Consider the following 26916-nt stretch of genomic DNA (forward strand, 5'->3'; position numbering starts at 1 on the left):
AAAACCAGGGCGCAGATTTCTGCGCCTTTTTTATGGAGCTGTTTCAATGAAAAAACTGCAAATCGCCGTCGGGATAATTCGCAATCCGCAAGGCGAAATTTTTATTACCCAGCGTGCTGCAGACGCGCATATGGCCAATAAACTGGAATTCCCCGGCGGCAAAATAGAATCAGGTGAGACGCCGGAACAGGCGCTGGTACGTGAACTGCAGGAAGAGGTCGGGATTACGGTGACGACGTCCACGTTGTTCGACAAACTGGAGTATCAATTCCCGGATCGCCATATCACGCTATGGTTCTTCCTGGTGGAAAACTGGCAAGGCGAGCCGTGGGGCAAAGAAGGACAACCGGGGCAGTGGATGGCGCAGCAGGCGTTGGATCCGCAGGCATTTCCGCCGGCGAACGAGCCGATAATTAATAAACTTATTACGCTTGCCTGAGCGCCGGGCAACCCGGCGCAGGCCTGAAACGCTAATCCGGAACGTCCCGGATTAGCGATAGGAAAGGTTACTGCTGCGGCTCGCTCCAGTCATCGCTGTCGGATAAGTCGCCGGAACTGGGGATACGTTTCTCTTCCGCCGCCCACTCGCCAAGATCGATCAGCTGGCAGCGCTTCGAGCAAAACGGGCGAAACGGGCTTTGCTCGCTCCAGACGACGTTTTTACCGCAGGTTGGGCAGTTAACGATAGTCTCTTCTGACATAGTGTCTCCTTAGCAACAAGCCAGTTCAAAATCAAAGCGTTCCGGCACGATACCATGCTCGCTGTCCAGCGGCAGGAAGCGGATGGCAAAGCGGCTTTTATGGCCGGAAATTTGCGGGTATAGCTGGCTGGCGAGATCCAGGCGCAGGCGCAGCAGATCGGCATCGTCGCCATTATCCTGATAAAAGCCATTGAGGCTGGTCTGCTTACGGAAAGGCGCGGAGTTACGAATCAAATCAAGGATCAGCTCCAGCGACTGCATCAACGGCGTCAGGCTCGCTAACCATTTTGCCACCTGCTCATCGCGATACTCTTGCGGCATATGCAGCCAGATATGTAGCGTTGGCAAATCAAAGCCGCAACAGCCGCCAGGGATGCTCAGACGCTGGCGCACCAGGCCAATCAGCCGATCTTCACGAAGAAACTGGCCAATACGCGGAGCGGAAATCAAGGTGCTGCCGGACAGTTTGAGCTGCTGACGTAGGGCTTCAATACGCTGCTGATCGACGCCGGGCACTTCGGCCCAGGTTTGTAATTTCCGCTGTTGTCGCTCCAGCTCTTTCAGCAAATCGGTACGCACTTCGCCGCGTTCCAGCACGTCCAGTAGATCGCCGGTATTGCGGAAAAAATGGAGAGCGTCCGCGTAGCTGGCAATGGCCGGGCGGGAAGAGAGCTGCTGAAATAAAAATTCAATGCGCAGCCAGGTGCGCATTTTCTCATTGAGCGGATGTTCGAAGAGAACAGGGGTATGCATTACGGTTTTTCCTGTGAGGCGGCCTGCGATGCCAGCATTAAATACTTATCGTGCAGGCGGGCGACGTGGGATGCGACGGCATCCGCGGAGCCCATGTTTTCAATAACATCATCCGCTGCGGCAAGACGCTGTTCGCGCGTCGCCTGGGCGGCAAGAATATGTTCAGCGTGTTCACGACTGACCCCATCGCGGCGTATGGTGCGCTCGATTTGTGTCTCTTTTGGCACATCGACAACCAGTACGCGATCGGCTTTATCGGTCAGGCGGTTTTCGACCAGCAAGGGTACGACCCAGAGGAGATAAGGTGAGGTTGAGGCCTGCATCTGACGGCGCGTTTCTTGCTGAATCAGCGGATGCAGCAGCGCGTTAAGCCAGGCCTTGTCCTCGCTATGAGCAAAAATGCGTTCGCGTAAGCGGCGGCGATTCAGACTGCCATCGTCGTTGATCATCTGTGGACCAAACCTTTCAGCGATAGCAAGCAGGGCGGGAGTACCGGGCTCTACAACCTGACGCGCAATAATATCGGCGTCGATGACGGTTACGCCCAGGTGAGCAAATTCGTCGGCGACGGTACTTTTACCGCTACCGATGCCGCCTGTTAACGCTACCGTATACCCCATACACTTCAATCCCGATGTCACATTATTGTTCAAAACCCTGGCGATTCACCGCGCCATTCAGACCCAGAGGATAGCTTAATCAAGATTTTGTTAAATCGAAAAAGTATCCATAATGTGAATTGTGATTCACTTTATATATAAAAAACAATTGGTTAAAAATGACGCAATGGTAAGGAAAGCACACGAACGTGTTTTTCGCTATTCACCAGGTAAATTTTAACGATTGTAGCGTAAAAAAAGTGAAAATCGCAGTCTTGCGCGGCTATGATTCGTGCGTATGATAGCGTCACTGGAGTTGTGCTCTCACATTAATGCAATTAACCCCAGGAATTCGCACATGCGTATTGAAGAAGATCTGAAGCTAGGTTTTAAAGACGTTCTTATCCGCCCGAAACGCTCTACCCTCAAAAGCCGTTCTGATGTTCAACTGGAACGTGAATTCACCTTTAAGCATTCAGGCCAGACCTGGTCCGGCGTACCGATTATCGCTGCTAACATGGATACCGTCGGTACCTTCAGCATGGCGAAAGCCTTGTCCGCTTTTGGAATTCTGACCGCCGTGCACAAACACTACAGCGTTGAAGAATGGCAGGCGTTTGTGCAGAGCGAGTCCGCAGAAGTGCTGCAGCATGTGATGGTTTCCACCGGTACCTCTGACGCGGACTTTGAAAAAACTCAGCAGATCCTGACCCAGAATCCACAGCTGAACTTCGTCTGCATAGACGTGGCTAACGGCTACTCTGAACACTTCGTTCAGTTTGTGGCGAAAGCGCGCGCCGCCTGGCCACAAAAAACCATTATCGCCGGCAACGTGGTGACCGGTGAAATGTGTGAAGAACTGATTCTCTCCGGCGCTGATATCGTTAAAGTGGGCATTGGCCCTGGCTCCGTCTGTACTACCCGCGTGAAAACCGGCGTTGGCTACCCGCAGCTGTCTGCGGTGATTGAATGTGCCGATGCCGCGCACGGTCTCGGCGGCCAGATCATCAGCGACGGTGGCTGCACCATGCCGGGTGATGTTGCGAAAGCTTTTGGCGGCGGTGCCGATTTTGTCATGCTCGGCGGGATGCTGGCGGGTCACGAAGAGAGCGGCGGTACCGTGGTGGAAGAGAACGGTGAAAAATTCATGCTGTTTTACGGTATGAGCTCTGAATCGGCGATGACTCGCCACGTCGGCGGCGTCGCGAAATATCGTGCCGCGGAAGGTAAAACCGTTAAGTTGCCGCTGCGCGGCCCGGTTGATAATACCGCGCGTGATATCCTCGGTGGCCTGCGTTCAGCATGCACCTATGTTGGCGCTTCCCGCCTGAAAGAGCTGACCAAACGTACAACCTTTATCCGCGTACAGGAACAAGAGAACCGCGTGTTCAACAGCCTGTAATGACGATGGCTGGCGCTCTGGCGCCAGCCATTAACTCCCCATTGTGCCCAGCGCGTCCCCCAAATGAAAAACAGGTAGGTACATCGCTACCACCAGCACACCGACGATCGTTCCGGTCACCACCAGCAGTATTGGCTCCAGCAGCGTCGCCAGATTATCCGCCTGTTGATGAGTTTGCTCGCTATGATGGCGCGCCAGGTTATCGAGCATCGTATCCAGCGCTCCTGATGCCTCGCCGGTACGAATGAGCTGCAGGCACAGCGAGGTAAATCCGCCACAATTCGTTAGCGCCTGCCAGATTGGTTGGCCATGGATAATCTCTGCGCGCGCCTGTGCAATCCGCTGCCGCCACAGCGGGCAGCCCACGGTTTCCTCGACGCTCTCCAGCCCCTGGACAAAGCTTATACCCGCGCTTTGGGTCAGTGAAAGAATGGTAAATACCTGGCTCAGTTGCTGACCGTTGAGCAGCCGACCCGCTATTGGAATCGCGTGAAATAATCTTTGCCTTAACAGCAGCCAGCGTGGCCGCCGCCGGGCCAGCCGGTTGATAAATAGTGGAATAGCAAAAAAAGGCGGCAGCAACGGCCAGTAGCGGGCTAACGCGTCGCCAAGGTGAATGACCATTTGCGTCAGCAAGGGGAGCGGCGTGTTGAAGGTCCGATAGATGGCGGTAAATTCCGGCAGAACGAAAAACAGCATCGCCACGACCAGCGCCAGCGCTAATGTCAGGATAACGATCGGATAGCGCAGCGCCTTCTTTACCTTTTCTGTCAGACGCTGTTGTTCCTGCTGCTGTTGCGCGAGTTGAAAGCAGCAGCGTTCCAGCTTACCGGTGAGCTCGCCGGTGCGGATCATCGCCAGATAGAGCGGAGGGAAGACCTGCGGCCATTGCGCCAGGCCGCTGGAGAGAGAAACGCCATTTGCCAGTTCCTGCGCCAGCACTCGTAGCAACGCCTGCCACTGTTTGTGCGGCTGTTGTTGGGCCAGCAGCTCCAGCCCTTCAGCCAGCGGTAAACCAGCCTGCAGCAGCGTGGCAAGCTGGCGGATAACCTCACCGCTGTAGCGCGGGCGCCACAGCGAATTCTGTACCGTTTTACGCCGCAGCGCCAGCGGCAGGATCCGCTGCTGTTCCAGTGATGCCAGCGCCTGCGCGCGCGTCTCGTGCCACAGGGCGCCCTCGCACATCATTCCTTGCTTATTCATCCCCCGCCACTGCCAAAGCTGCTTAGTCGCCATGCTGGATCCCCAGCACTCGGATAATTTCTTCAAGAGTGGTTAATCCACGCTCCACCGCTTCACAACCGCTTTCAAACAGCGTCATCATGCCGGCTTCGCGGGCCAGCGTTTCGATTTCCGCCGCGCTGAGATCGCGATTAATGGCCTGACGCAGCGCGCTATCCACCGGCAGCAGTTCGAATAAGGCCAGGCGGCCGTAGTAACCGTGGTAGCACTGTGGGCAGCCAACCGCCAGCCAGCCGGGCAATGGGCGTGGCCAAAGACTGTGCGGCACCTCGGTAGGGCGGCCGCCATCGCGCCGGCAGTGGGGGCACAGTTTTCGTACCAGCCGCTGGGCGACCACCAGCGATAGCGCCGAGGAGATCATCCAGCGCGCCACGCCCATTTGTTGCAGGCGAATTAACGTTTCGCTGGTGGAGTTAGTATGCAATGTAGAGAGCACCAGATGCCCGGTTTGTGCAGCCTTAATGGCGATTTCGGCGGTCTCGGCATCGCGAATTTCTCCGACCATGACGATATCCGGATCCTGACGCAGTAGCGCCCGCAGGACGCTCTGGAAGGTAAGCCCGGATCGCGGGTTGATCTGCGTTTGGTTGAGCCCGGTAAGCGGGATCTCCAGCGGATCTTCCACGCTGCAGATATTGACCTCTTCGCGGTTTCGCGCCTGCAGCGCGCTGTACAGGGTGACGGTTTTGCCACTCCCCGTAGGCCCGGTAACCAGTAGCAACCCCTGCGGCTGGTTCAATGTGGCGCGGAAAAAAGCCAGCTGACGAGAGGAGAGCCCCAGAGCTTCCAGATCCAGCGTCTGCTCCACCTGGTGTAATAAACGCAGGACGATTTTCTCCCCGCCGCGGCAGGGGAGGGTTGCGATGCGAAAGGAGACCGTGCGCCCGGTAAGCGTCAGAGTGAACTGTCCATCCTGCGGTAGACGATGCTCGGCAATATCGAGGTTGCCCAGCACCTTAAGCCGTGCGGCTATTGGCGCAGCCAGCGCGGCCTCAAGTAACGGTAGGGCATGCAACACGCCATCGACACGCAGGCGTATCCGCAGCTGATTTTCCGCCGGCTCAATATGGATATCAGAGGCTCGCTGGCGCAGCGCCTGCTCCAGAATTTGATTCAGTAGATCGGTTACGCCCTGGGGGTTACCCGTGGCGGAGTCTGCTGCTGACCGCGGTGCCTCATGCTGATGCTTATCCATCCGCTCCTGGCTCCAGAATTCAATATCGATGCGCTTTTGGGTAGCGAAGCGCAGCGCTTCCATCAGTTCTGGCGACGGCGTATCCACAACGGCGATAACAATGGTCTGCTCGTCGCTCTTCAACAACAGTGCGTGATGGCGCTGACAGAGTGAGAGTAGCTGTTCGGTTTTCATGGCTGTCACCTCAGTTAAAGCGGAAGACATCTTCGCAGGCCTGCTTTAACGCGCTGTCATCGCCGATGGCGCAGACGCGCTGCCAACCGGTGATACCGCTGGCGTTATCCCAGGAAGGGGTCAGGGTGACGGCCAGCCCGTTCAGACTCTCCTGCCCGGTCAGGGTGACCACCCCCTGGGCGACGCTCATCGCCGATACATAGCGGGTAGTCGACGGTGAAGGGATTCCGTTACTGCCGCCATCGCAGCTGGTTAGTCCGCCGTGGTCCAACGCGCACAGCTCTATTGCCGTGCGGTAGGGCACAAAGGTTTGCAGCATATCGGTGAGGGCGGCTTTGCGTAGGTAGTTTTGGTAGGCAGGGATGCCGATGGCGCTGAGGATGGCGATAATGCCGATAACCACCATTAATTCGATCAGGGTAAAACCACGTTGCTTATCCATAAGTCACTCCTTGTTGGTTGTGGGGTGACTTTGGCGCGATTACGTCGCGGCGGCGAGGAGGAAAAATACGCTTAGGATGCAGGCATCCAGCTTTTCGGTAGCATTTTCAAAGATGCACGGGAAGCGTGCGAGGCGTCTCGCAAAAATAACCCCGATACCCGGTGGATATCGGGGAGAGAATTAACGAAAACGCATGGACAGGTCGAGGGCCCGTACGTGCTTGGTGAGTGCGCCGACGGAAATATAGTCAACGCCGGTTTCCGCGAATTCGCGAATGGTATCGAAGGTTACATTGCCGGAGACTTCCAGCGCCGCCTGGCCGTTGGTACGTTTCACCGCCTCACGCATCAGGTCGGTGGTGAAATTGTCGAGCATGATGATATCAGCGCCGGCTTTTAACGCTTCATCCAGCTCATCCAGCGTTTCGACTTCGACTTCCACCGGTACGTCCGGGTGCAGCCAGAAGGCTTTTTCCACCGCCTGACGTACCGAACCAGAGGCGATGATATGGTTTTCTTTGATCAGGAAAGCGTCGAAGAGGCCCAGACGGTGGTTCGCGCCGCCGCCGCACAGCACCGCATACTTCAACGCGGTGCGCAGGCCTGGTAACGTTTTACGCGTATCAAGCAGTTGCGTTTTGGTGCCTTTGAGCAGGTCGACGTAGCGGCGTACTTCGCTTGCTACCCCGGAGAGGGTCTGCACGAAATTCAGCGCGGTGCGTTCGCCGGTCAGCAGCACCCGCGACGGCCCGTCCAGTTCGAACAGCGGCTGATCGGCTTTTACCGTATCGCCGTCAGCCACGTGCCAGGTGATGCGGACATCGTCGCCGGCAAGCTGAATGAAAACTTCTTCTACCCAACGCTTACCGCAGAATACCCCATCTTCGCGGGTGATAACGACGGCGTGAGAGCGCGCGTCCGATGGCAATAATTGCGCGCTGATATCGTTGTTAGCGTCAACTTCGCCGCCCAGATCTTCGCGTAGTGATTGCGCGACGGCGTCGGTAATATCGAGATTAATACGTTCCAGCAGCGCGTCACGGCGGCGGTCGGGGCTGTAGCGACGAGGCGTCATGATAAAGCTCCAGATAGATAAGATTCAGAAGTGGGAAACATGCTAACCTGAACCACGTTTCTGTACCACACATACCCAATGGATTTCGCGTCGCCTGTGGGGCCGCCGGGATCCACGTTTGCGAAAGGAGATTCCCCATGCAGTTGAATGGCGGATGGCTGGTGGGCGCGCGTCGGGTGCCTTCGCCGCATCACGATTGCCGCCCGGACGATGAAAACCCTTCTTTACTGGTGGTACATAATATCAGCCTGCCGCCGGGGGAGTTTGGCGGCCCATGGATTGACGCGCTATTTACCGGTACATTGGATGCCGACGCGCATCCTTACTTCGCCGGGATTGCTCATCTGCGCGTTTCGGCGCATTGTCTGATTCGCCGCGATGGCGAGATAGTCCAGTATGTACCCTTTGATAAGCGCGCATGGCATGCGGGCGTCTCCAGCTATCACGGCCGCGAGCGCTGCAATGATTTTTCGATCGGCATTGAGCTGGAAGGGACGGATACTCAGGCCTACACCGAGGCGCAGTACCAGCAGTTAGTGGTGATTACCCAGGCGCTCATCCAGCGTTATCCTGGTATTGCTGATAATATTACCGGCCATTGCGATATCGCGCCGATACGTAAAACGGATCCCGGCCCGGCCTTTGATTGGGCAAAATACCGCGGTATGTTGGCCGCATCGTCACATAAGGAGATACCATGACGTTGTTTACTACGCTGCTGGTTCTCATCGCCGAGCGTCTGTTCAAGCTTGGCGAGCACTGGCAGCTCGATCATCGCCTGGAGGTACTGTTCCGCCGCGTGAAGCATTTCTCGCTGTTCGGCACCGTGCTGATGACCGTCGTCGCGGTGGCGGTGGTATATGTTATTCAACGCCTGCTACAGGGGCAGCTATTTAACGTACCGCTGCTGGTGTTCTGGATTTTGCTTGGCCTGCTGTGTATTGGCGCGGGTAAGGTGCGCCTGCATTATCATGCCTATCTGAAGGCGGCGGCGAACAACGATAGCCACGCCTGCGATTCTATGGCCAGCGAACTAACGCTTATTCACGGCGTGCCGCCGGGCTGCGATCGTCAGGAGTATCTTCGCGAGCTGCAAAACGCACTGCTATGGATCAACTATCGCTACTATCTCGCGCCGCTGTTCTGGCTGGTGGTCGGCGGCCCGTGGGGGCTGTTGACGCTAACCGCTTATAGCGTCCTGCGCGCCTGGCAGACCTGGCTTGCGCGCTATCAGACGCCGCGCCATCGTTTACAGTCCGGCATTGACGGTATTCTGCATATTGTCGATTGGGTGCCGGTGCGCCTGGTTGGCGTGGTATACGCGCTGCTGGGGCACGGCGAAAAAGCGCTGCCTGCGTGGTTTGCCTCGCTAGGCGATCGTCACTCTTCACAGTATCAGGTATTAACTCGTCTGGCCCAGTTCTCATTGGCCCGCGAGCCGCACGTCGATGCGGTTGAGACGCCAAAAGCGGCGGTTTCCATGGCGAAGAAAACCTCGCTGGTGGTGGTGGTGATTATGGCGCTGCTGACCATCTACGGAACGTTGATTTAACGGCCCGAAGCCTGGCGCTGCTAGGCTTGGCGCACTCATGTCGCCGGATGGCGCTGCGCTTATCCGGCCTACGGTCCGCGGCCCGGTAAGCGCAGAAGTGGTAGCCCTGCTAAGCGCAGCGCAAGCAGGGAAAATCCCAGTGGTGGTATTGGATCCCGGACGGCTCGCTGTTCACTCGCTACAGCGTATCAGCAGGCGGGATGCCGAAGTCGGGCATCCCGTTTTCTTGCCAGCGCACTAACTTCAGCCGGGTGTGACGGTTAGGATCGTACAGCGGGTCGCCTTCGATTTCGGTGTAGTTGCGCGCGTGGTATACCAGCACATCTTCCCCCTCCGGCGTTTGCGTAAAGCTATTATGGCCGGGACCATACTGGCGGTTTTCATAGCTGGTACGAAATACCGGCTGTGGGGATTTATGCCAGTTTTCAGCCTCCAGCGGGTCGGCTTCACGGTCGATCCATAATAATCCCATGCAGTAGTTTTCATCGGTCGCGCTGGCGGAATAGCTGATAAACAGCTTATCGCCGTGTACCAGCACCGCAGGTCCCTCATTGACCATAAATCCCCGGCATTCCCAGGCGAACTCCGGCTTGCTCAGCATGAGCGGCGCGCCTTTTAGCGTCCACGGGTTTTCCAGCTCCGCCAGATAGAGATTGGTATTGCCGGCGATCTGCGGGTCTTTCTGCGCCCATAAATACCAGCGTTTCCCTTGATGGCAGAAAGTGGTGGCGTCGAGGGCGAAGGTATCGAACGGGGTGACGATTTGTCCTTTTTCCTGCCAGCGGCCGCTGAGCGGATCGCTGTCGGTACACTCAAGGGCGAACATCCGGTGCTGGAACATCCCCTCGGCGTCGAGGTCATGGGTCGGGGCGGCGGCGAAATAGATATACCACTTGCCGTCGATGGGGTGGAGCTCCGGCGCCCAGATCAGCTGGCTCATCGGACCGCTTTGCGGCTTGCGCCAGACGGTCACCGGCTCGACTTCACGCAGGCCTTCAAGCGTAGCGGCGCGGCGGATCTCCAGCCGATCGTATTCCGGTACGGAGGCAATAAAATAGTAGTGGTCTTTATGGCGCAGGATAAAAGGGTCCGCGCGTTGTTCAATAAAGGGGTTAGGCCAGTTGTTCATCAGGCTTTCCTTACGTGTTCACTGGTTTTCAATTCCTGGAGTTCATTCAGTTCGCTGTAGTTACTGCGGCGTTTTTCCAGATCGCTCTGGATTTGGCGCATCAGATTGCGGTCAACTTTCAGCAGGCGTACGACGCCTGCGGTAATCAGGTAGCCAACGCCGGGGATCACAGAGAACAGCAGCACGATACCGTTTAGCGCCGAGGCGCTTTGCTGCTTCGCGCCGGCATCGTAGCCGTACCACGACAGCAGGAAACCCACCATGGCCCCGGCGACCGCCAGCCCCACTTTCAGGAAGAACAGATTGCCGGAGAAGCTGATGCCGGTGATCCGTTTACCGGTTTTCCACTCGCCGTAGTCATCAACGTCGGACATCAGCGACCAGTGCAGCGGCGACGGGATTTGATGCAGGATATTGAGCAGGAAGTAGAGTGCCAGAATCAGCGTCGTGGCATGCGGATTAAAGAAGTAGAATGCGCAGGAGAAGACCGCCAGTACAATGTTGGTCCAGAAAAAGACCTGCAGTTTACACCAGCGGTCAGTCAGCACTTTCGCCAGCATGCTGCCGATCATCATGCCGACCACGCCAAGGCTGATAAACAGGGTGGCGAAGTGGGTAGTTTGCCCCATCACCCAGGTGACGTAGTACATGGTGGCGGCCATGCGGATAAAGCCGGGGCAAACGTTGCACAGGGTTAAGAGCAAAATGCGAACCCACTGGTCGTTTTTCCACACGTCCTTGAGATCTTTTTTCAGCTCGTCGTTGGTTTGGACCGCCGGGCGGATGCGCTCGCGTACTGTGGCGAAGCAGAACAAAAACATACACATGCCGATGAACGCCAATACGGTCATCGCCATTTGATAACCTTTGGCTTTATCAGCGCCGCCGAACCACTCCGCCATAGGCAGCAGAGTCAGCGAGAGCAGAAGCGTCGCGATACCGACCAGCACAAAGCGGTATGACTGGCAGGCGACACGTTCTTGCGGGTCGGATGTCATCACCGTCCCCAAAGAGCAGTAGGGGATGTTAATCGCGGTATAGGTTATCGACAGCAGGAAGTAAGTGACGAAGGCATAGATAACCTTGCTGTTGTAGGTCCATTCCGGGGTGGTGAACATCAGCACGCTGAACAGGGCGTAGGGGAAGGCCATCCACAGCAGCCATGGGCGAAAGCGGCCATATTTACTGCGAGTGCGGTCGGCCATCGCCCCCATGATCGGGTCGGTGACGGCGTCGATGACGCGCACCGAAAGCAGCAACACCCCAACCAGCGCCGGGGCAAGACCAAAAATATCCGTATAAAAATAGTTAACGAACAACATGATGGCGCCAAAGATAATGTTACATCCGGCATCGCCCATCCCGTAGCCAATCTTTTCTTTCAGCGAAAGTTTATTGCCTGTCATCCTGGAACTCTCCATTGCAGTCTGGAGAGAATTATTGGTCTTAGCGTCGGGAATTACGTTGCAGTAATCCGTCATCGATATGGATAAAACTGTTACAGGAAGGAAAGTGTGAAGCAGATAACAATGCGCCGTGCCCGTCGCTAAAGGACGGACACGGCGTGACGAGATGTATTATTGTGCTTTTACGACGCCGGCGCTTTTCTGTTTAAACAGATAGCCAACGCCGAGAACGGCAATCCATACCGGTATCAGCCACACCGAAATCGCCATCCCCGGGGTCATCAGCATGATGGCCAGTACCGCGACCATAAACAGCAGGCATACCCAGTTACCCAACGGGTAGAACAGCGCCGGGAAACGTGTTTTCACGCCTTCCTGCTGCTTGGCGCGACGGAATTTGATGTGCGCGAGGCTAATCATCGCCCAGTTAATCACTAGCGCGGAGACAACCAGCGCCATCAGCAGTCCGAACGCCGATTCCGGCGCCAGGTAGTTGATCAGCACGCACAGCGCGGTGACTACGGCGGATACCATAATGGTGTTGACCGGTACGCCGCGTTTATCGAGGGTCAGCAGCGCTTTCGGCGCATTACCCTGCTGCGCCAGGCCGAACAGCATACGGCTGTTACAGTATACGCAGCTGTTGTAAACCGAGAGCGCGGCGGTCAGCACTACGATGTTGAGGGCGTTTGCCACCAGCGTGTCGCCGAGTTCGTGGAAGATCAGGACGAACGGGCTGGTATCGGCGGTGACGCGCGTCCACGGCAGCAGTGAGAGCAGCACGGCCAGGGAGCCTACATAGAAAATAAGGATACGGTAGATAACCTGGTTAGTGGCTTTCGGGATGCTCTTTTCCGGGTTGTCCGCTTCCGCCGCGGTGATACCCACCAGTTCCAGGCCGCCGAAGGAGAACATAATGATCGCCATCATCATTACCAGCCCGGTGAAGCCGTGCGGCAGGAAACCGCCCTGATCCCACAGGTTACTGACCGTCGCCTGCGGGCCGCCGTTGCCGCTGAACAACAACCAGGCGCCGAACAGAATCATGGCCACTACCGCGACGACTTTAATAATCGCGAACCAGAACTCCATTTCGCCGAACACTTTTACGTTGGTCAGGTTAATGGCGTTAATGGCGATGAAGAAGACCGCCGCGGAGGCCCAGGTAGGGATTTCCGGCCACCAGAACTGGATATATTTGCCCACGGCGGTCAGCTCCGCCATGGCGACAAGCACATACAGCACCCAATAGTTCCAGCCGGAGGCAAAGCCGGCAAAGCCGCCCCAGTATTTATAAGCAAAATGGCTGAATGAACCGGCCACCGGTTCTTCGACGACCATCTCGCCGAGTTGACGCATGATCAGGAAGGCGATAAACCCGGCGATAGCGTAGCCGAGAATAATACCAGGACCTGCAGATTGAATCACTGACGCACTACCCAGGAATAAGCCCGTACCAATAGCGCCTCCTAGCGCAATGAGCTGTATATGGCGGTTCTTCAAGCCGCGCTTGAGTCGATCGCCATGCTGTTGACCTTCCATCATGAAACCTCGTGTGTGGTTATTATGTTTATACGCTTCATCCTTCAGGTTGCTGCTTTGCTGTCCGTCTCTGCCAAATAGCATAGTTAGCTAATTTCAAGGTGTTTGAGGCCAGTTTTTACCCGAGTGACGCAACGCACACATTGTTGTGTTTGTGTAATTATGAAATTCCATTTTTGTATTGATTTCTTTACGGAAAGCAAAGCGGAAATTCCCTCAAAGACCTTTCGCCTGATGCAGAATAATGGTAAGGGCGTGCGAATGCACCTGCTTTATGAAGGGATGATGACGGAACGAACAAAAAGACACCGTTTGTCATTTTTTCTTACCACCGCCACCGCTACCCTTTATTGGTTATCTATTCACTTTATTGGTTTATAAATGCACTTTTTCGCTTCTTGAATCGGTTCAGAAAGCGTAATTTTTCGTTTATATAAAGTTAATGCTACCCCTTGCTGGGTAAATGTAAGTTTTGTGCAAGGTTACATTTCTGAAACGTTATTTCTGTAAGGTTGTTAAAAAAGGCCAGGTTTACTGATTTCAATCAAAACCTGTATGGACAGGAGGTGAATACTTTGTTACTTTAGCGCTACGAACTTTAAATTGGTAAGACCAATTGACTCCGGGCGAATGGCAGAGACAGGGAATATGGCCTACAGCAAGATCCGCCAACCAAAACTTTCTGATGTGATAGAGCAGCAGCTGGAGTTTCTGATTCTTGAGGGGACGTTGCGCCCCGGTGAAAAACTCCCGCCTGAACGCGAACTGGCAAAACAGTTCGACGTTTCCCGTCCCTCGCTCCGTGAGGCGATTCAACGCCTCGAAGCCAAGGGCCTGTTGCTTCGTCGCCAGGGCGGTGGAACCTTTGTACAAAGCAGCCTGTGGCAGAGCTTTAGCGACCCGTTGGTCGAGCTCCTGTCCGACCACCCTGAATCCCAATTCGATTTGCTGGAAACCCGTCACGCGCTGGAAGGCATCGCGGCTTATTACGCGGCGCTGCGCAGCAATGATGAAGATCGCGACCGTATTCGCGAGCTGCATCAAGCCATTGAGCGGGCCCAACAGTCCGGCGATCTCGACGCCGAATCCGGCGCTGTCGTCCAGTACCAAATCGCCGTCACCGAAGCGGCGCACAATGTGGTGTTGCTCCATCTGCTAAGGTGTATGGAGCCGATGCTGGCACAGAACGTTCGTCAGAACTTTGAATTGCTGTATGCCCGCCGGGAAATGCTCCCGTTGGTCAGCAACCATCGTACTCGCATTTTCGAGGCGATAATGGCCGGGGAGCCGGAGCAGGCGCGTGAGGCGTCGCACCGTCACCTGGCGTTCATTGAGGAAATTTTGCTGGATCGTAGCCGTGAACAGAGTCGTAGAGAACGTTCACTGCGTCGTTTACAGCAACGAAAGGACGAGAACTCCGGTTCTTAAGCGCCATTTTTTAGAGCGCGGCAACTAAACGCAGAACCTGTCTTATTGAATTCTTGGTTGTTCATCAGAGTGAAACGCTAAAGAGTTCAATGGGACAGGTTCCAGTTAAATCAACGATTAGATAGATAAGGAATACCCCCATGTCAGAACGTTTCCAGAATGACGTGGATCCGATCGAAACTCGCGACTGGCAACAGGCGATCGAATCGGTCATCCGTGAAGAAGGTGTTGAGCGTGCTCAGTATCTGATCGACCAGCTTCTTTCTGAGGCCCGCAAAGGCGGCGTGAAAGTAGCGGCCGGTGCGGCAGCGCATAATTACGTCAACACTATTGCCGTTGAAGATGAACCGGAATACCCGGGCAATCTGGAGCTGGAACGCCGTATTCGTTCAGCGATCCGTTGGAACGCCATCATGACCGTTCTGCGCGCATCGAAGAAAGATCTGGAGCTGGGTGGCCACATGGCATCCTACCAGTCTTCCGCTACCTTCTACGAAGTTTGCTTCAACCACTTCTTCCGTGCGCGCACTGAGAAAGACGGCGGCGATCTGGTTTACTTCCAGGGCCACATCTCTCCGGGCGTATATGCACGTGCCTTCCTGGAAGGTCGTCTGACTGAAGAGCAGATGAACAACTTCCGTCAGGAAGTTCACGGTAATGGTCTGTCCTCTTATCCGCACCCGAAACTGATGCCGGAATTCTGGCAGTTCCCGACCGTATCAATGGGGCTGGGGCCGTTGGGCGCAATCTATCAGGCTAAATTCCTGAAATATCTGGAACACCGTGGTCTGAAAGACACCTCTGCGCAAACCGTTTACGCCTTCCTGGGCGATGGCGAGATGGATGAGCCGGAATCTAAAGGCGCTATCACCATCGCGACCCGTGAAAAACTGGATAACCTGGTCTTCGTCATCAACTGCAACCTGCAGCGTCTGGACGGCCCGGTCACCGGTAACGGTAAAATCATTAACGAACTGGAAGGCATCTTCGGTGGTGCTGGCTGGAACGTTATCAAGGTTATCTGGGGCGGTCGTTGGGATGAGCTGCTGCGTAAAGACACCAGCGGTAAGCTGATTCAGCTGATGAACGAAACCGTTGACGGCGACTACCAGACCTTCAAATCCAAAGACGGCGCCTACGTTCGTGAGCACTTCTTCGGTAAATATCCGGAAACCGCCGCGCTGGTTGCCGACTGGACTGACGAGCAGATCTGGGCCCTGAACCGTGGCGGTCACGATCCGAAGAAAGTCTACGCTGCACTGAAAAAAGCGCAGGAAACCAAAGGCCAGCCGACCGTGATTCTGGCGCATACCATTAAAGGTTATGGTATGGGCGACACCGCGGAAGGTAAAAACATCGCGCACCAGGTTAAGAAAATGAACATGGACGGCGTTCGCTACGTCCGCGATCGTTTCAACGTGCCGGTGGCTGATGCCGATATCGAAAAACTGCCGTACGTGACCTTCCCGGAAGGTTCTGAAGAGCACACTTACCTGCACGCTCAACGTGAAAAGCTGAACGGCTACCTGCCGACTCGTCAGCCGAAATTCACTGAGAAACTGGAGCTGCCGACCCTGGCCGACTTCAGCGCGCTGCTGGAAGAGCAAAACAAAGAAATCTCTACCACTATCGCTTTCGTTCGTGCCCTGAACGTGATGCTGAAGAACAAGTCGATCAAAGATCGTCTGGTGCCGATCATCGCCGATGAAGCGCGTACTTTCGGTATGGAAGGTCTGTTCCGTCAGATCGGTATCTACAGCCCGAACGGCCAGCAGTACACCCCGCAGGACCGTGAGCAGGTTGCATACTACAAAGAAGACGAGAAAGGCCAGATTCTGCAGGAAGGTATTAACGAGCTGGGCGCAGGCGCATCCTGGCTGGCTGCTGCGACCTCCTACAGCACCAACGACCTGCCGATGATTCCGTTCTACATCTACTACTCGATGTTCGGCTTCCAGCGTATCGGCGATCTGTGCTGGGCGGCTGGCGATCAGCAGGCTCGCGGCTTCCTGATTGGCGGTACTTCCGGTCGTACTACGCTGAACGGCGAAGGTCTGCAGCACGAAGATGGTCACAGCCACATTCAGTCGCTGACTATCCCGAACTGTATCTCCTACGACCCGTCTTACGCGTACGAAGTCGCTGTCATCATGCATGACGGTCTGGTACGTATGTACGGCGAAGCGCAAGAGAACGTTTACTACTACATCACTACACTGAACGAAAACTACCACATGCCGGCCATGCCGGAAGGCGCCGAGGAAGGTATCCGTAAAGGTATCTACAAACTCGAAACCCTCGAAGGTAGCAAAGGTAAAGTTCAGCTGCTGGGCTCCGGTTCTATCCTGCGTCACGTTCGTGAAGCAGCGCAGATCCTGGCGAAAGATTACGGCGTAGGTTCTGACGTGTATAGCGTCACCTCCTTCACCGAACTGGCGCGTGATGGCCAGGATTGCGAACGCTGGAACATGCTGCACCCGCTGGAAACTCCGCGCGTACCGTACATCGCTCAGGTGATGAACGACGCTCCGGCTGTAGCATCCACTGACTATATGAAACTGTTCGCCGAGCAGGTTCGTACTTACGTACCGGCTGATGATTACCGCGTACTGGGTACCGATGGCTTCGGTCGTTCCGACAGCCGTGAAAACCTGCGTCACCACTTCGAAGTTGATGCTTCCTACGTGGTCGTTGCGGCGCTGGGCGAACTGGCTAAACGTGGTGAAATCGATAAGAAAGTTGTGGCTGACGCCATTGCTAAATTCGACATCGATGCAGAAAAAGTTAACCCGCGTCTGGCGTAAGAGGTAAGAGAATAATGGCTATCGAAATCAAAGTACCGGACATCGGGGCTGATGAAGTTGAAATCACCGAGATCCTGGTCAAAGTTGGCGACAAAGTTGAAGCTGAACAGTCGCTGATCACCGTAGAAGGCGACAAGGCCTCTATGGAAGTTCCGTCTCCGCAGGCTGGCGTCGTGAAAGAGATTAAAGTCTCCGTCGGCGACAAAACCGAGACTGGCAAACTGATCATGATTTTCGATTCCGCCGAAGGTGCAGCAGCCGCTGCACCTGCGCAGGAAGAGAAAGCGGCTGCTCCGGCACCGGCAGCAGCGCCGGCGGCAAGCGCAGCGAAAGAAGTTCACGTACCGGATATCGGCGGCGATGAAGTTGAAGTCACCGAGATCATGGTTAAAGTGGGCGACACTATTGCCGCTGAGCAATCCCTGATCACCGTCGAAGGCGACAAAGCTTCTATGGAAGTTCCGGCGCCGTTCGCGGGTACCGTTAAAGAGATCAAAATCAACACCGGCGACAAAGTGTCCACCGGCTCCCTGATCATGATCTTCGAAGTGGCGGGCGCTGCGCCTGCAGCCGCTCCGGCACAGGCTGCCGCTCCGGCTGCCGCGGCACCAGCTGCAGCGGCTGGCGTGAAAGACGTTAACGTACCGGATATCGGCGGCGACGAAGTTGAAGTTACCGAAGTGATGGTAAAAGTTGGCGATAAAGTGGCTGCTGAGCAGTCACTGATCACCGTCGAAGGCGACAAAGCTTCTATGGAAGTTCCGGCGCCGTTCGCGGGTACCGTTAAAGAGATCAAAATCAGCACCGGCGACAAAGTATCCACCGGCTCTCTGATCATGGTCTTCGAAGTGGAAGGCGCCGCGCCTGCTGCTGCTCCGGCTCAGGCCGCGGCACCGGCACCGGCTGCTGCACCTGCACCGGCTCAGAAAGCTGCCGCGCCGGCTGCGAAAGCAGAAGGTAAAACCGAATTCGCTGAAAACGAAGCTTACGTTCACGCGACTCCGCTGATTCGCCGCCTGGCGCGCGAGTTCGGCGTAAACCTGGCGAAAGTGAAAGGGACCGGCCGTAAAGGTCGTATCCTGCGCGAAGACGTTCAGGCTTACGTGAAAGAAGCGGTTAAACGCGCTGAATCCGCACCGGCTGCTGCCGCAGGCGGCGGTCTGCCGGGCATGCTGCCATGGCCGAAAGTTGACTTCAGCAAGTTTGGCGAAATCGAAGAAGTGGAACTGGGTCGTATCCAGAAAATCTCTGGCGCTAACCTGAGCCGTAACTGGGTGATGATCCCGCACGTTACGCACTTCGACAAAACCGATATCACCGATCTGGAAGCGTTCCGCAAGCAGCAGAATGCCGAAGCTGAGAAGCGCAAACTGGACGTGAAATTCACCCCAGTGGTCTTCATCATGAAAGCCGTTGCCGCTGCGCTTGAGCAGATGCCGCGCTTCAACAGCTCGCTGTCCGAAGACGGTCAGCGCCTGACGCTGAAGAAATACATCAACATCGGTGTGGCGGTTGATACTCCGAACGGTCTGGTGGTTCCGGTCTTTAAAGACGTGAACAAGAAGAGCATCACCGAGCTGTCTCGCGAGCTGACCACCATCTCGAAGAAAGCGCGCGATGGCAAGCTGACTGCTGGCGAAATGCAGGGCGGTTGCTTCACCATCTCCAGCATCGGCGGCCTGGGTACTACCCACTTCGCGCCGATTGTTAACGCGCCGGAAGTGGCCATCCTGGGCGTGTCTAAGTCCGCGATGGAGCCGGTATGGAATGGTAAAGAGTTCGTTCCGCGTCTGATGCTGCCGATCTCTCTGTCCTTCGACCACCGCGTCATCGACGGTGCTGATGGTGCCCGCTTCATTACCATCATTAACAACACCTTGAGCGACATTCGCCGCCTGGTGATGTAAGCGAAAAAGCCGGCCTGACGGCCGGCTTTTTTCTGATAACCTCAGGCAGTTGAGGATTATCAGCAACAAAGGACAAAATCGTTTGCCGTTTGTTGTTTAAAAATTGTTAACAATTTTGTAAAATACACGCGGATAGAACGTCCCGGTGGACTTGGGCGTAATAATAAAAGCGTCAGACCCGCCGGATATAAATTACAGAGGTCATGATGAGTACTGAAATCAAAACTCAGGTCGTGGTACTTGGGGCAGGTCCTGCAGGCTACTCTGCAGCCTTCCGTTGCGCTGATTTAGGTCTGGAAACCGTCATCGTAGAACGTTACAGCTCTCTGGGCGGTGTTTGCCTGAACGTGGGTTGTATCCCTTCTAAAGCACTGCTTCACGTTGCTAAAGTTATCGAAGAAGCGAAAGCGCTGGCCGAACACGGCATCGTTTTCGGCGAACCGAAAACCGACATTGACAAGATCCGCACCTGGAAAGAAAAAGTTATCACTCAGCTGACCGGTGGTCTGGCTGGCATGGCCAAAGGTCGTAAAGTGAAGGTTGTTAACGGTCTGGGTAAATTCACCGGCGCTAACACCCTGGAAGTTGAAGGCGAAAACGGCAAAACCGTGATTAACTTCGACAACGCGATCATCGCGGCGGGCTCCCGTCCGATTCAATTGCCGTTTATCCCGCATGAAGATCCGCGCGTTTGGGATTCCACCGACGCTCTGGAACTGAAATCTGTACCGAAACGCATGCTGGTTATGGGCGGCGGTATCATCGGTCTGGAAATGGGTACCGTATACCATGCGCTGGGTTCAGAGATTGACGTGGTTGAAATGTTCGACCAGGTTATCCCGGCTGCCGACAAAGACGTGGTTAAAGTCTTCACCAAGCGTATCAGCAAGAAATTCAACCTGATGCTGGAAACCAAAGTGACTGCCGTTGAAGCAAAAGAAGACGGTATTTACGTTTCCATGGAAGGCAAAAAAGCCCCGGCGGAAGCGCAGCGTTACGACGCGGTGCTGGTAGCTATCGGCCGCGTGCCGAACGGTAAAAACCTCGACGCAGGCAAAGCCGGCGTGGAAGTTGACGATCGCGGCTTCATTCGCGTTGACAAACAAATGCGCACCAACGTGCCGCACATCTTTGCTATCGGCGATATCGTCGGTCAGCCGATGTTGGCGCACAAAGGCGTACACGAAGGTCACGTTGCCGCAGAAGTTATCTCCGGCCTGAAACACTACTTCGATCCGAAAGTGATCCCGTCCATCGCCTACACCGAGCCAGAAGTGGCATGGGTTGGCCTGACTGAGAAAGAAGCGAAAGAGAAAGGCATCAGCTACGAAACCGCCACCTTCCCGTGGGCTGCTTCCGGCCGTGCTATCGCTTCCGACTGCGCAGACGGTATGACCAAACTGATCTTCGACAAAGAGACCCACCGTGTTATCGGCGGCGCGATTGTCGGCACCAACGGCGGCGAGCTGCTGGGTGAAATCGGTCTGGCTATCGAAATGGGCTGCGACGCTGAAGACATCGCGCTGACTATCCACGCTCACCCGACTCTGCATGAGTCCGTTGGCCTGGCGGCAGAAGTCTTCGAAGGTAGCATTACCGACCTGCCAAACGCGAAAGCGAAGAAAAAGTAACTTTTTCTTTCAGCTAAAATGCATAAGCGGCTCTAAGAGCCGCTTTTTTTATCGCTAATGTTTAGAACTATGTCCCTGTTCACAAACCGCTACACCTCATACATACTTTGAAAATAGTCACCCAGTAAACTAATAGGTAGTTAATTATGTATCTGAGGTGTGAGATGAAACGCTTATTGACCACGGCGCTGTTAGCCACGATGTTCGTATCCGGTATGGCCTGCGCGGCTGATGCAACCATTCCATGGGCGGCGAACAGCGGCGGTACCGAAAGTACCCATATTGCGGCGATGGGCCAGGATCTGAATGCGCAGCATCAGTTGGTGACGAAGACGAATGAAGGGGTGTGGGCGGCGAATTCCGGGAGCATCAGCTCGGATGAAGCGGCGCTGACCAGTCAGAAACCTGCTTTTGCCGGTTATCCGGAGCTGATGCCGCACCAGGGCTAAGCATAAGAGAGTGCCCGGTTGCTATCGCGCAACCGGGCATTTTTTTATTGATTGATCGGCTGCCATCCCGCTGCTGAATCGGGGGCAAAATGCGTAATTGCCTGCGCTTTCGTCGCGCTCTCTTCGCCCAGGTTCGCCTGCCAGACTCGATCATTCTGATCGATCATGAAGCTCATCACCCCGGTTTCTCCCCATTCCACCGGCCAGGCCAGTAAGGCGACGCCTTGGTTATCGTTATCGGCGATAATGCGGAAGCGGTAGCCATGATAACCGGCGCCGGGCTCCGTCGGGCTAAAGGCCGGCCCCAGCGGGCTGGGCGTTTCGCCCGGTGAGGTTGGCCAGTACAGGCCATCTTTTTTGCCTTCGCTGCTGATGATTTTTTGCGCCCAGCGATGATTCATTTGATAGTAATCCTGCTGGGCATCAACGTAGGCGTGCATGGCGGCAATTGCCGACAGTTCATTGCGGCCGATGGCGCGTGTGAGAATTTCATCTTCTCCGGCCGCCATATCAAAACGCCAGCCCTGTTCATCTTTGACAATGGGAATCGGCAACCGCCACGCTTCACTACCGACATCAAGCCAGGCGCTATTACCCTGCTGGACAATGACGTGTTTCACCTGCCAGTCGCGCTGAAAGCGGTCGACGGCATTGGGATCAATACCATCGGTGGGTAAAAACTGCTGCCAGTTATCGCCGAGCAGATTATTGAGCGCGGCTTTATCACGATGATTGAGCGCATCGGCCAGCGCGCTTGCGGCTTTCTCCGGCGTGGGGAACGGTTGCTGGGCGAAGGTGGCGAGCGGCGACAGCATTAGCGATAATAGGGCGATCTGTAATGGTTTTCTCATCTGCTCATCCTCAGCGACGACGCAATTCATGATGTTCGGAAAGACGCTCTCTGGCGGCGCCGCGCTGTTCGCTGCTCAAGCCGGAAATATTACGGCTTTGCAGCCCGCGCGCCTGCTGTGATTGCCAGGAGGGGGAGCGACTTTCGTTGCCGCTTAAGGCATTGGCGCGTACCGTGCTCACAGCTTGCTGACGTTGGGCCGGCGTCGCGGAGTGAATCTGCTGACGGCGCTGTTGTTGCTGAGGCGTTGGATTCTGCACGTGGCTCTTCACGGCCTCGCGATGCTGTTGCTGCTGTGGCGTTGGGTGTTGCAGCTGCGTTTTCGCCGCTTCGCGACGCTGCTGTTTGGCAGGCGTCGGCGTGCTGTCGTAGCCACGGTAGCTGCTGCGCTGGGTGGCCTGCTTCAATTGCTGAGAGGCTGCCTGACGCTGCGCATCGCGCGAGGCGCTAGTGGCCGCCAGTTTGCCTGCGCTGGCGGCAGGGGCGTTGGGATGCTGGAGCTGCGTCATCGCCGCTTGCCGTTGAGCATTGCGATCGACCGGCGCATGCTGGGTTGCGCTGAGTCCGCCGGGCACATTGGTCTGATGATAGCGCTGGGCGACATTATTATTCGGATAAGGCACGTTGCCGCGATAGGCGGGGTTGTGCTGCCAGTTAACATGGTTACCCGGCAGATTCTGCCCGGTAATGCGGTTGAAATTATTCACATTAATATTGATGTTATCGCCATTGTGCTGGTAACCGCCGTGATGGTAATCGTCATCATGATGATGGTAATCATCGTCATCATCCCAGTCGATGCTGCTGAAGAGCGCCCAGGTGGTGGCGACGCCAAGGCTGTAACCAAAACCTTTGACGAAGCTATCGGTGAACTGCTCTCCAGGAGGCGGCGGCAGATAGACCGGGGGATAGGCGCTATTCGGCCAACTGCCGTAGACGGTCGAAGGGTTATAGCTTGGAACGTATACCACCTGCGGATTGGTCGGTTCAATTTTGATGATCTGCGAAGGCGCTGGCGATGGCGTTGAGGTTGTTGAGGTTGTTGAGGTTGATACCGTGCTGCTATTCGATGACCTCGAAGAGGCCGGCGCGGCGGCCGTGACGGTCACCTTTTGTTGCGGTGTGGATTTTAATGTTCCGGTTTGTTGGGCAATAGCGCGCAGGCGCTGTACGGAATCCATCACGTCGTGCGGCTGGGCTAAAAATGCATCGCCAAGGTTTTCTACCCACGGCGGGTTTTCGCCCATCATTGCCAGCAGGGCGGGAAAAGCGACGAGGGATTTAACGCTCGGATCCCACGGCTGGTTGGCAACGGCCTGCACGGCCGCGTCGCCTTTCATCGACGGGTTATCCTGCGACCACTGCACCGCCTGCATGACGTTGTCCGGATAGGTGGAGGCCATCAGTACCTGCGAGAGTAAACTGTCCGGGTAGAGCGCGATTGGCGCGACCCATTGGTCGATTTGCGCCTGGGTATAGGTGGCGGCGACAGGTTGCGCTGGCGCAGTCGCTGGTGCTGACGTTGGCACAGGCTGCCCCGTCACCGGCGCTTCAGCGATAGTCTCTGGGGTACGACTTTTAACATATAGCGTTCCCGCCGCCGCGAGTAAGCCGGCGCTGCAGAGCAGGGCGATAATATGGGGTTTGAACGGTAGTGACATGGAAGCTCCTGACACAGAAATGTTACCCATCTCGCTCAAGTATCGGCGAAAACGGTACGTTACGGGAGTATATGAAGACGATATTGTTTTTTTTGATTTTTGTTGGGATCCTGACATTAAATCTGTAACAGAAATAAATTTATCTACCAGCATTTGAACAGAAAGCCTGCAATATCCTGCCCTTAACGATTCAGCTAAATTTTAATGTTGCTTTTTTGTAAACAGATTAACACCCTTCAAAAATCCTGCTATGCTGCCCTCGCGGTATCGGGCATTTACCCTACAAACTGCTGTCTCACAGGAGCGTGAAGAAAATCGCCTACCGCATTTTACAATGAGAGCGAGGAGAACCGTCGTGCTAGAAGAATACCGTAAGCACGTAGCTGAGCGTGCCGCCATGGGGATTGTTGCCAAACCCTTAGACGCAACCCAAATGGCCGCGCTGGTAGAACTGCTGAAAAACCCGCCCGCGGGTGAAGATGAATTCCTGTTAGATCTGCTTACCAACCGTGTACCGCCGGGCGTCGATGAAGCCGCCTATGTTAAAGCCGGATTCCTTGCCGCTATCGCTAAAGGCGAAGCGACCTCCCCACTGGTTACCCCTGAAAAAGCCGTTGAACTGCTGGGCACCATGCAGGGCGGTTACAATATTCATCCCCTGATTGAAGCGCTGGAAGATGCCAAACTGGCGCCGATTGCGGCGAAAGCGCTGTCCCATACCCTGCTGATGTTCGATAACTTCTATGACGTAGAAGAGAAAGCCAAAGCGGGTAATGAATACGCTAAACAGGTTATGCAATCCTGGGCTGACGCCGAGTGGTTCCTGAACCGTCCGCAACTGGCGGAAAAAATTACCGTTACCGTCTTCAAAGTTACCGGCGAAACCAATACCGATGACTTGTCTCCGGCGCCTGATGCCTGGTCCCGTCCGGATATCCCACTGCACGCTCTGGCGATGCTGAAAAACGCGCGTGAAGGTATTGAGCCGGATCAGCCGGGCGCAGTCGGTCCGATTAAACAAATTGAAGCGCTGCAGCAGAAAGGCTTCCCGCTGGCCTACGTTGGCGACGTTGTCGGTACCGGTTCTTCGCGTAAATCCGCCACCAACTCGGTGCTGTGGTTCATGGGCGACGATATCCCGAACGTACCGAACAAGCGCGGCGGCGGCCTGTGCCTGGGCGGCAAAATTGCGCCTATCTTCTTCAATACCATGGAAGATGCGGGCGCGCTGCCTATTGAAGTGGACGTGAGCAACCTGAACATGGGCGACGTCATTGACGTTTACCCGTTCAAAGGCGAAGTGCGTAACCACGAAACCAACGAGCTGTTGGCAAGCTTCGAACTGAAAACCGATGTACTGATCGACGAAGTGCGCGCCGGTGGCCGTATTCCGCTGATCATTGGTCGCGGACTGACGACCAAAGCGCGCGAAGCGCTGGGTCTGCCGCACAGCGACGTCTTCCGTCATGCGAAAGATGTGGCGGAAAGCAACCGCGGCTTCTCTCTGGCGCAGAAAATGGTTGGCCGCGCCTGCGGCGTTGCCGGTATCCGTCCGGGCGCTTATTGCGAGCCGAAAATGACCTCCGTCGGTTCTCAGGACACCACCGGTCCAATGACCCGCGATGAGCTGAAAGACCTGGCGTGCCTGGGCTTCTCCGCTGACCTGGTGATGCAGTCCTTCTGTCACACTGCAGCCTATCCGAAGCCGGTTGACGTCACCACGCACCACACTCTGCCGGACTTCATCATGAACCGCGGCGGTGTTTCACTGCGTCCGGGCGATGGCGTTATCCACTCCTGGCTGAACCGTATGCTGCTGCCTGATACCGTAGGTACCGGCGGCGACTCCCATACCCGATTCCCGATTGGTATCTCCTTCCCGGCGGGCTCAGGTCTGGTGGCCTTCGCCGCCGCGACCGGCGTGATGCCGCTGGATATGCCGGAATCAGTACTGGTGCGCTTCAAAGGTAAAATGCAGCCGGGTATTACCCTGCGCGACCTGGTTCACGCCATCCCGCTGTATGCTATCAAGCAGGGCCTGCTGACCGTTGAGAAGAAAGGGAAGAAAAACATCTTCTCTGGCCGCATCCTTGAAATCGAAGGTCTGCCGGATCTGAAAGTCGAGCAGGCATTTGAACTGACCGATGCTTCCGCCGAGCGTTCTGCTGCTGGTTGTACCATCAAGCTGAACAAAGAGCCGATCGTCGAGTATCTGAACTCCAACATCGTCCTGCTGAAGTGGATGATCGCGGAAGGTTACGGCGATCGCCGTACGCTGGAGCGCCGTATCCAGGGCATGGAAAAATGGCTGGCGGATCCGCAACTGCTGGAAGCCGACGCTGATGCGGAATACGCGGCAGTGATCGACATCGATCTGGCGGATATCAAAGAGCCTATTCTGTGCGCTCCGAACGATCCGGACGATGCGCGTCTGCTGTCAGACGTGCAGGGCGAGAAGATCGACGAAGTGTTTATCGGTTCCTGCATGACCAACATTGGCCACTTCCGTGCTGCCGGTAAACTGCTGGACAGCCACAAAGGCCAACTGCCGACTCGCCTGTGGGTGGCGCCGCCAACCCGTATGGATGCCGCGCAGTTGACTGAAGAAGGCTACTACAGCGTGTTTGGTAAGAGCGGCGCGCGTATCGAAATCCCTGGCTGTTCCCTGTGTATGGGCAACCAGGCGCGCGTGGCTGACGGCGCGACGGTCGTGTCGACCTCTACCCGTAACTTCCCGAACCGTTTAGGTACCGGCGCCAACGTCTATCTGGCCTCTGCCGAACTGGCGGCGGTCGCTTCTCTGCTGGGCAAACTGCCGACGCCGGAAGAGTATCAGACCTTCGTCGCTCAGGTTGATAAGACGGCGGAAGATACCTATCGCTACCTGAACTTTAACCAGCTGGATCAGTACACTGAAAAAGCTGACGGCGTGATCTTCCAGACCGCCGTGTAATCCGTTCGGTCAGCCCGGCTGA

General features: G+C 55.7%; 22 protein-coding genes. 10 read left to right on the forward strand and 12 right to left on the reverse strand.

Annotated features, from left to right (window positions below):
- Positions 1-46: 46 nt before the first annotated feature.
- Positions 47-439 (forward strand): 8-oxo-dGTP diphosphatase MutT, encoded by a 393-nt coding sequence (gene mutT / locus EAE_RS11520; RefSeq protein WP_015368238.1) that lies wholly within the window; start codon positions 47-49, stop codon positions 437-439.
- 67 nt (positions 440-506) lie between these two features.
- Here the strand turns inward: mutT and yacG are convergent, their stop codons facing one another.
- From yacG to coaE, 3 genes are read right to left on the reverse strand one after another with little or no spacing between them, the layout of a single operon-like run.
- Positions 507-701 (reverse strand): DNA gyrase inhibitor YacG, encoded by a 195-nt coding sequence (gene yacG / locus EAE_RS11525; protein ID WP_015368237.1) that lies wholly within the window; start codon positions 699-701, stop codon positions 507-509.
- A gap of 9 nt (positions 702-710) precedes the next feature.
- Positions 711-1454 (reverse strand): cell division protein ZapD, encoded by a 744-nt coding sequence (zapD, locus tag EAE_RS11530; RefSeq protein WP_015368236.1) that lies wholly within the window; start codon positions 1452-1454, stop codon positions 711-713.
- Entirely contained in the window at positions 1454-2074 is a 621-nt protein-coding gene (coaE, locus tag EAE_RS11535) for a dephospho-CoA kinase (protein WP_015704406.1), read from the reverse strand. Before coaE ends, zapD begins: the two co-directional genes overlap by 1 nt.
- 337 nt (positions 2075-2411) lie before the next feature.
- Between coaE and EAE_RS11540 the strand changes: the two genes are divergently transcribed.
- Positions 2412-3455: a GMP reductase gene (locus EAE_RS11540; protein WP_015368234.1), complete on the forward strand. Its 1044-nt coding sequence runs from the start codon at positions 2412-2414 to the stop codon at positions 3453-3455.
- Between the two features lie 30 nt (positions 3456-3485).
- On the opposite strand, the gene hofC is transcribed toward EAE_RS11540, so the two are convergent.
- From hofC to nadC, 4 genes are all read right to left on the reverse strand, one after another.
- Complete coding sequence (gene hofC, locus EAE_RS11545; RefSeq protein ID WP_047058209.1) at positions 3486-4691, reverse strand: protein transport protein HofC; 1206 nt, start codon at positions 4689-4691, stop codon at positions 3486-3488.
- Entirely contained in the window at positions 4681-6066 is a 1386-nt protein-coding gene (gspE, locus tag EAE_RS11550; protein WP_015704408.1) for a type II secretion system protein GspE, read from the reverse strand. Before gspE ends, hofC begins: the two co-directional genes overlap by 11 nt.
- 10 nt (positions 6067-6076) lie before the next feature.
- The gene (gene ppdD, locus EAE_RS11555) at positions 6077-6508 is read right to left on the reverse strand and encodes a prepilin peptidase-dependent pilin (protein ID WP_015704409.1); all 432 of its coding nucleotides are present in this window, start codon (positions 6506-6508) and stop codon (positions 6077-6079) included.
- Between the two features lie 180 nt (positions 6509-6688).
- Complete coding sequence (gene nadC / locus EAE_RS11560; RefSeq protein ID WP_015704410.1) at positions 6689-7582, reverse strand: carboxylating nicotinate-nucleotide diphosphorylase; 894 nt, start codon at positions 7580-7582, stop codon at positions 6689-6691.
- A gap of 137 nt (positions 7583-7719) precedes the next feature.
- Here nadC and ampD point away from each other — a divergent pair, with 137 nt between their 5' ends.
- Positions 7720-8283 carry a 1,6-anhydro-N-acetylmuramyl-L-alanine amidase AmpD gene (gene ampD / locus EAE_RS11565; protein ID WP_015704411.1) on the forward strand — a complete coding sequence of 188 codons (564 nt, stop codon included), beginning with the start codon at positions 7720-7722 and terminating at the stop codon, positions 8281-8283.
- Entirely contained in the window at positions 8280-9134 is an 855-nt protein-coding gene (ampE, locus tag EAE_RS11570; protein WP_015368228.1) for a beta-lactamase regulator AmpE, read from the forward strand. Before ampD ends, ampE begins: the two co-directional genes overlap by 4 nt.
- A gap of 178 nt (positions 9135-9312) precedes the next feature.
- Here ampE and EAE_RS11575 read toward each other — a convergent pair whose 3' ends face one another.
- From EAE_RS11575 to aroP, 3 genes are all read right to left on the reverse strand, one after another.
- On the reverse strand, positions 9313-10263 hold the full coding sequence (locus EAE_RS11575; RefSeq protein WP_015704412.1) for a glycoside hydrolase family 43 protein: 951 nt from the start codon (positions 10261-10263) through the stop codon (positions 9313-9315).
- Complete coding sequence (locus EAE_RS11580; protein ID WP_015704413.1) at positions 10263-11669, reverse strand: glycoside-pentoside-hexuronide (GPH):cation symporter; 1407 nt, start codon at positions 11667-11669, stop codon at positions 10263-10265. The genes EAE_RS11575 and EAE_RS11580 overlap by 1 nt, the downstream gene beginning before the upstream one ends.
- Before the next feature lie 171 nt (positions 11670-11840).
- Positions 11841-13214 carry an aromatic amino acid transporter AroP gene (gene aroP / locus EAE_RS11585; RefSeq protein ID WP_161801884.1) on the reverse strand — a complete coding sequence of 458 codons (1374 nt, stop codon included), beginning with the start codon at positions 13212-13214 and terminating at the stop codon, positions 11841-11843.
- A gap of 645 nt (positions 13215-13859) precedes the next feature.
- Here aroP and pdhR point away from each other — a divergent pair.
- From pdhR to EAE_RS11610, 5 genes are all read left to right on the forward strand, one after another.
- A complete protein-coding gene (pdhR, locus tag EAE_RS11590) occupies positions 13860-14639 on the forward strand; it encodes a pyruvate dehydrogenase complex transcriptional repressor PdhR (RefSeq protein WP_015368223.1) in 780 nt (259 codons plus the stop codon).
- A 140-nt stretch (positions 14640-14779) separates the two neighbouring features.
- Positions 14780-17443 (forward strand): pyruvate dehydrogenase (acetyl-transferring), homodimeric type, encoded by a 2664-nt coding sequence (gene aceE, locus EAE_RS11595; protein WP_015368222.1) that lies wholly within the window; start codon positions 14780-14782, stop codon positions 17441-17443.
- Positions 17444-17457: 14 nt separating this feature from the next.
- Entirely contained in the window at positions 17458-19350 is a 1893-nt protein-coding gene (gene aceF / locus EAE_RS11600; protein WP_015704415.1) for a pyruvate dehydrogenase complex dihydrolipoyllysine-residue acetyltransferase, read from the forward strand.
- A 206-nt stretch (positions 19351-19556) separates the two neighbouring features.
- Positions 19557-20981 carry a dihydrolipoyl dehydrogenase gene (gene lpdA, locus EAE_RS11605; RefSeq protein WP_015368220.1) on the forward strand — a complete coding sequence of 475 codons (1425 nt, stop codon included), beginning with the start codon at positions 19557-19559 and terminating at the stop codon, positions 20979-20981.
- A gap of 164 nt (positions 20982-21145) precedes the next feature.
- A complete protein-coding gene (locus EAE_RS11610) occupies positions 21146-21430 on the forward strand; it encodes a hypothetical protein (RefSeq protein ID WP_015704416.1) in 285 nt (94 codons plus the stop codon).
- A 44-nt stretch (positions 21431-21474) separates the two neighbouring features.
- Here the strand turns inward: EAE_RS11610 and EAE_RS11615 are convergent, their stop codons facing one another.
- Together EAE_RS11615 and EAE_RS11620 are read right to left on the reverse strand one after the other, a co-directional pair.
- The gene (locus EAE_RS11615) at positions 21475-22281 is read right to left on the reverse strand and encodes a DUF2950 family protein (protein WP_015704417.1); all 807 of its coding nucleotides are present in this window, start codon (positions 22279-22281) and stop codon (positions 21475-21477) included.
- A 10-nt stretch (positions 22282-22291) separates the two neighbouring features.
- Positions 22292-23941, reverse strand: a complete 1650-nt coding sequence (locus EAE_RS11620) for a DUF3300 domain-containing protein (protein ID WP_015704418.1) — start codon at positions 23939-23941, stop codon at positions 22292-22294.
- 355 nt (positions 23942-24296) lie between these two features.
- On the opposite strand from EAE_RS11620, the gene acnB reads away from it, so the two are divergent.
- Complete coding sequence (gene acnB, locus EAE_RS11625) at positions 24297-26894, forward strand: bifunctional aconitate hydratase 2/2-methylisocitrate dehydratase (RefSeq protein WP_015704419.1); 2598 nt, start codon at positions 24297-24299, stop codon at positions 26892-26894.
- The last annotated feature ends 22 nt before the right edge of the window (positions 26895-26916 follow it).

Origin of the sequence: Klebsiella aerogenes KCTC 2190, assembly GCF_000215745.1 — a bacterium.
Lineage (GTDB): Bacteria > Pseudomonadota > Gammaproteobacteria > Enterobacterales > Enterobacteriaceae > Klebsiella > Klebsiella aerogenes.

Coding starts and splice junctions, on each gene's coding strand:
- zapD (WP_015368236.1), bottom strand. CDS start 1,454: ATGCATACCCCTGTTCTCTTCGAACATCCGCTCAATGAGAAAATGCGC.
- gspE (WP_015704408.1), bottom strand. CDS start 6,066: ATGAAAACCGAACAGCTACTCTCACTCTGTCAGCGCCATCACGCACTG.
- pdhR (WP_015368223.1), top strand. CDS start 13,860: ATGGCCTACAGCAAGATCCGCCAACCAAAACTTTCTGATGTGATAGAG.
- ampD (WP_015704411.1), top strand. CDS start 7,720: ATGCAGTTGAATGGCGGATGGCTGGTGGGCGCGCGTCGGGTGCCTTCG.
- lpdA (WP_015368220.1), top strand. CDS start 19,557: ATGAGTACTGAAATCAAAACTCAGGTCGTGGTACTTGGGGCAGGTCCT.
- yacG (WP_015368237.1), bottom strand. CDS start 701: ATGTCAGAAGAGACTATCGTTAACTGCCCAACCTGCGGTAAAAACGTC.
- coaE (WP_015704406.1), bottom strand. CDS start 2,074: ATGGGGTATACGGTAGCGTTAACAGGCGGCATCGGTAGCGGTAAAAGT.
- EAE_RS11620 (WP_015704418.1), bottom strand. CDS start 23,941: ATGTCACTACCGTTCAAACCCCATATTATCGCCCTGCTCTGCAGCGCC.
- EAE_RS11610 (WP_015704416.1), top strand. CDS start 21,146: ATGAAACGCTTATTGACCACGGCGCTGTTAGCCACGATGTTCGTATCC.
- EAE_RS11540 (WP_015368234.1), top strand. CDS start 2,412: ATGCGTATTGAAGAAGATCTGAAGCTAGGTTTTAAAGACGTTCTTATC.
- ppdD (WP_015704409.1), bottom strand. CDS start 6,508: ATGGATAAGCAACGTGGTTTTACCCTGATCGAATTAATGGTGGTTATC.
- EAE_RS11575 (WP_015704412.1), bottom strand. CDS start 10,263: ATGAACAACTGGCCTAACCCCTTTATTGAACAACGCGCGGACCCTTTT.
- aceE (WP_015368222.1), top strand. CDS start 14,780: ATGTCAGAACGTTTCCAGAATGACGTGGATCCGATCGAAACTCGCGAC.
- hofC (WP_047058209.1), bottom strand. CDS start 4,691: ATGGCGACTAAGCAGCTTTGGCAGTGGCGGGGGATGAATAAGCAAGGA.
- aceF (WP_015704415.1), top strand. CDS start 17,458: ATGGCTATCGAAATCAAAGTACCGGACATCGGGGCTGATGAAGTTGAA.
- ampE (WP_015368228.1), top strand. CDS start 8,280: ATGACGTTGTTTACTACGCTGCTGGTTCTCATCGCCGAGCGTCTGTTC.
- EAE_RS11615 (WP_015704417.1), bottom strand. CDS start 22,281: ATGAGAAAACCATTACAGATCGCCCTATTATCGCTAATGCTGTCGCCG.
- aroP (WP_161801884.1), bottom strand. CDS start 13,214: ATGATGGAAGGTCAACAGCATGGCGATCGACTCAAGCGCGGCTTGAAG.
- mutT (WP_015368238.1), top strand. CDS start 47: ATGAAAAAACTGCAAATCGCCGTCGGGATAATTCGCAATCCGCAAGGC.
- EAE_RS11580 (WP_015704413.1), bottom strand. CDS start 11,669: ATGACAGGCAATAAACTTTCGCTGAAAGAAAAGATTGGCTACGGGATG.
- nadC (WP_015704410.1), bottom strand. CDS start 7,582: ATGACGCCTCGTCGCTACAGCCCCGACCGCCGCCGTGACGCGCTGCTG.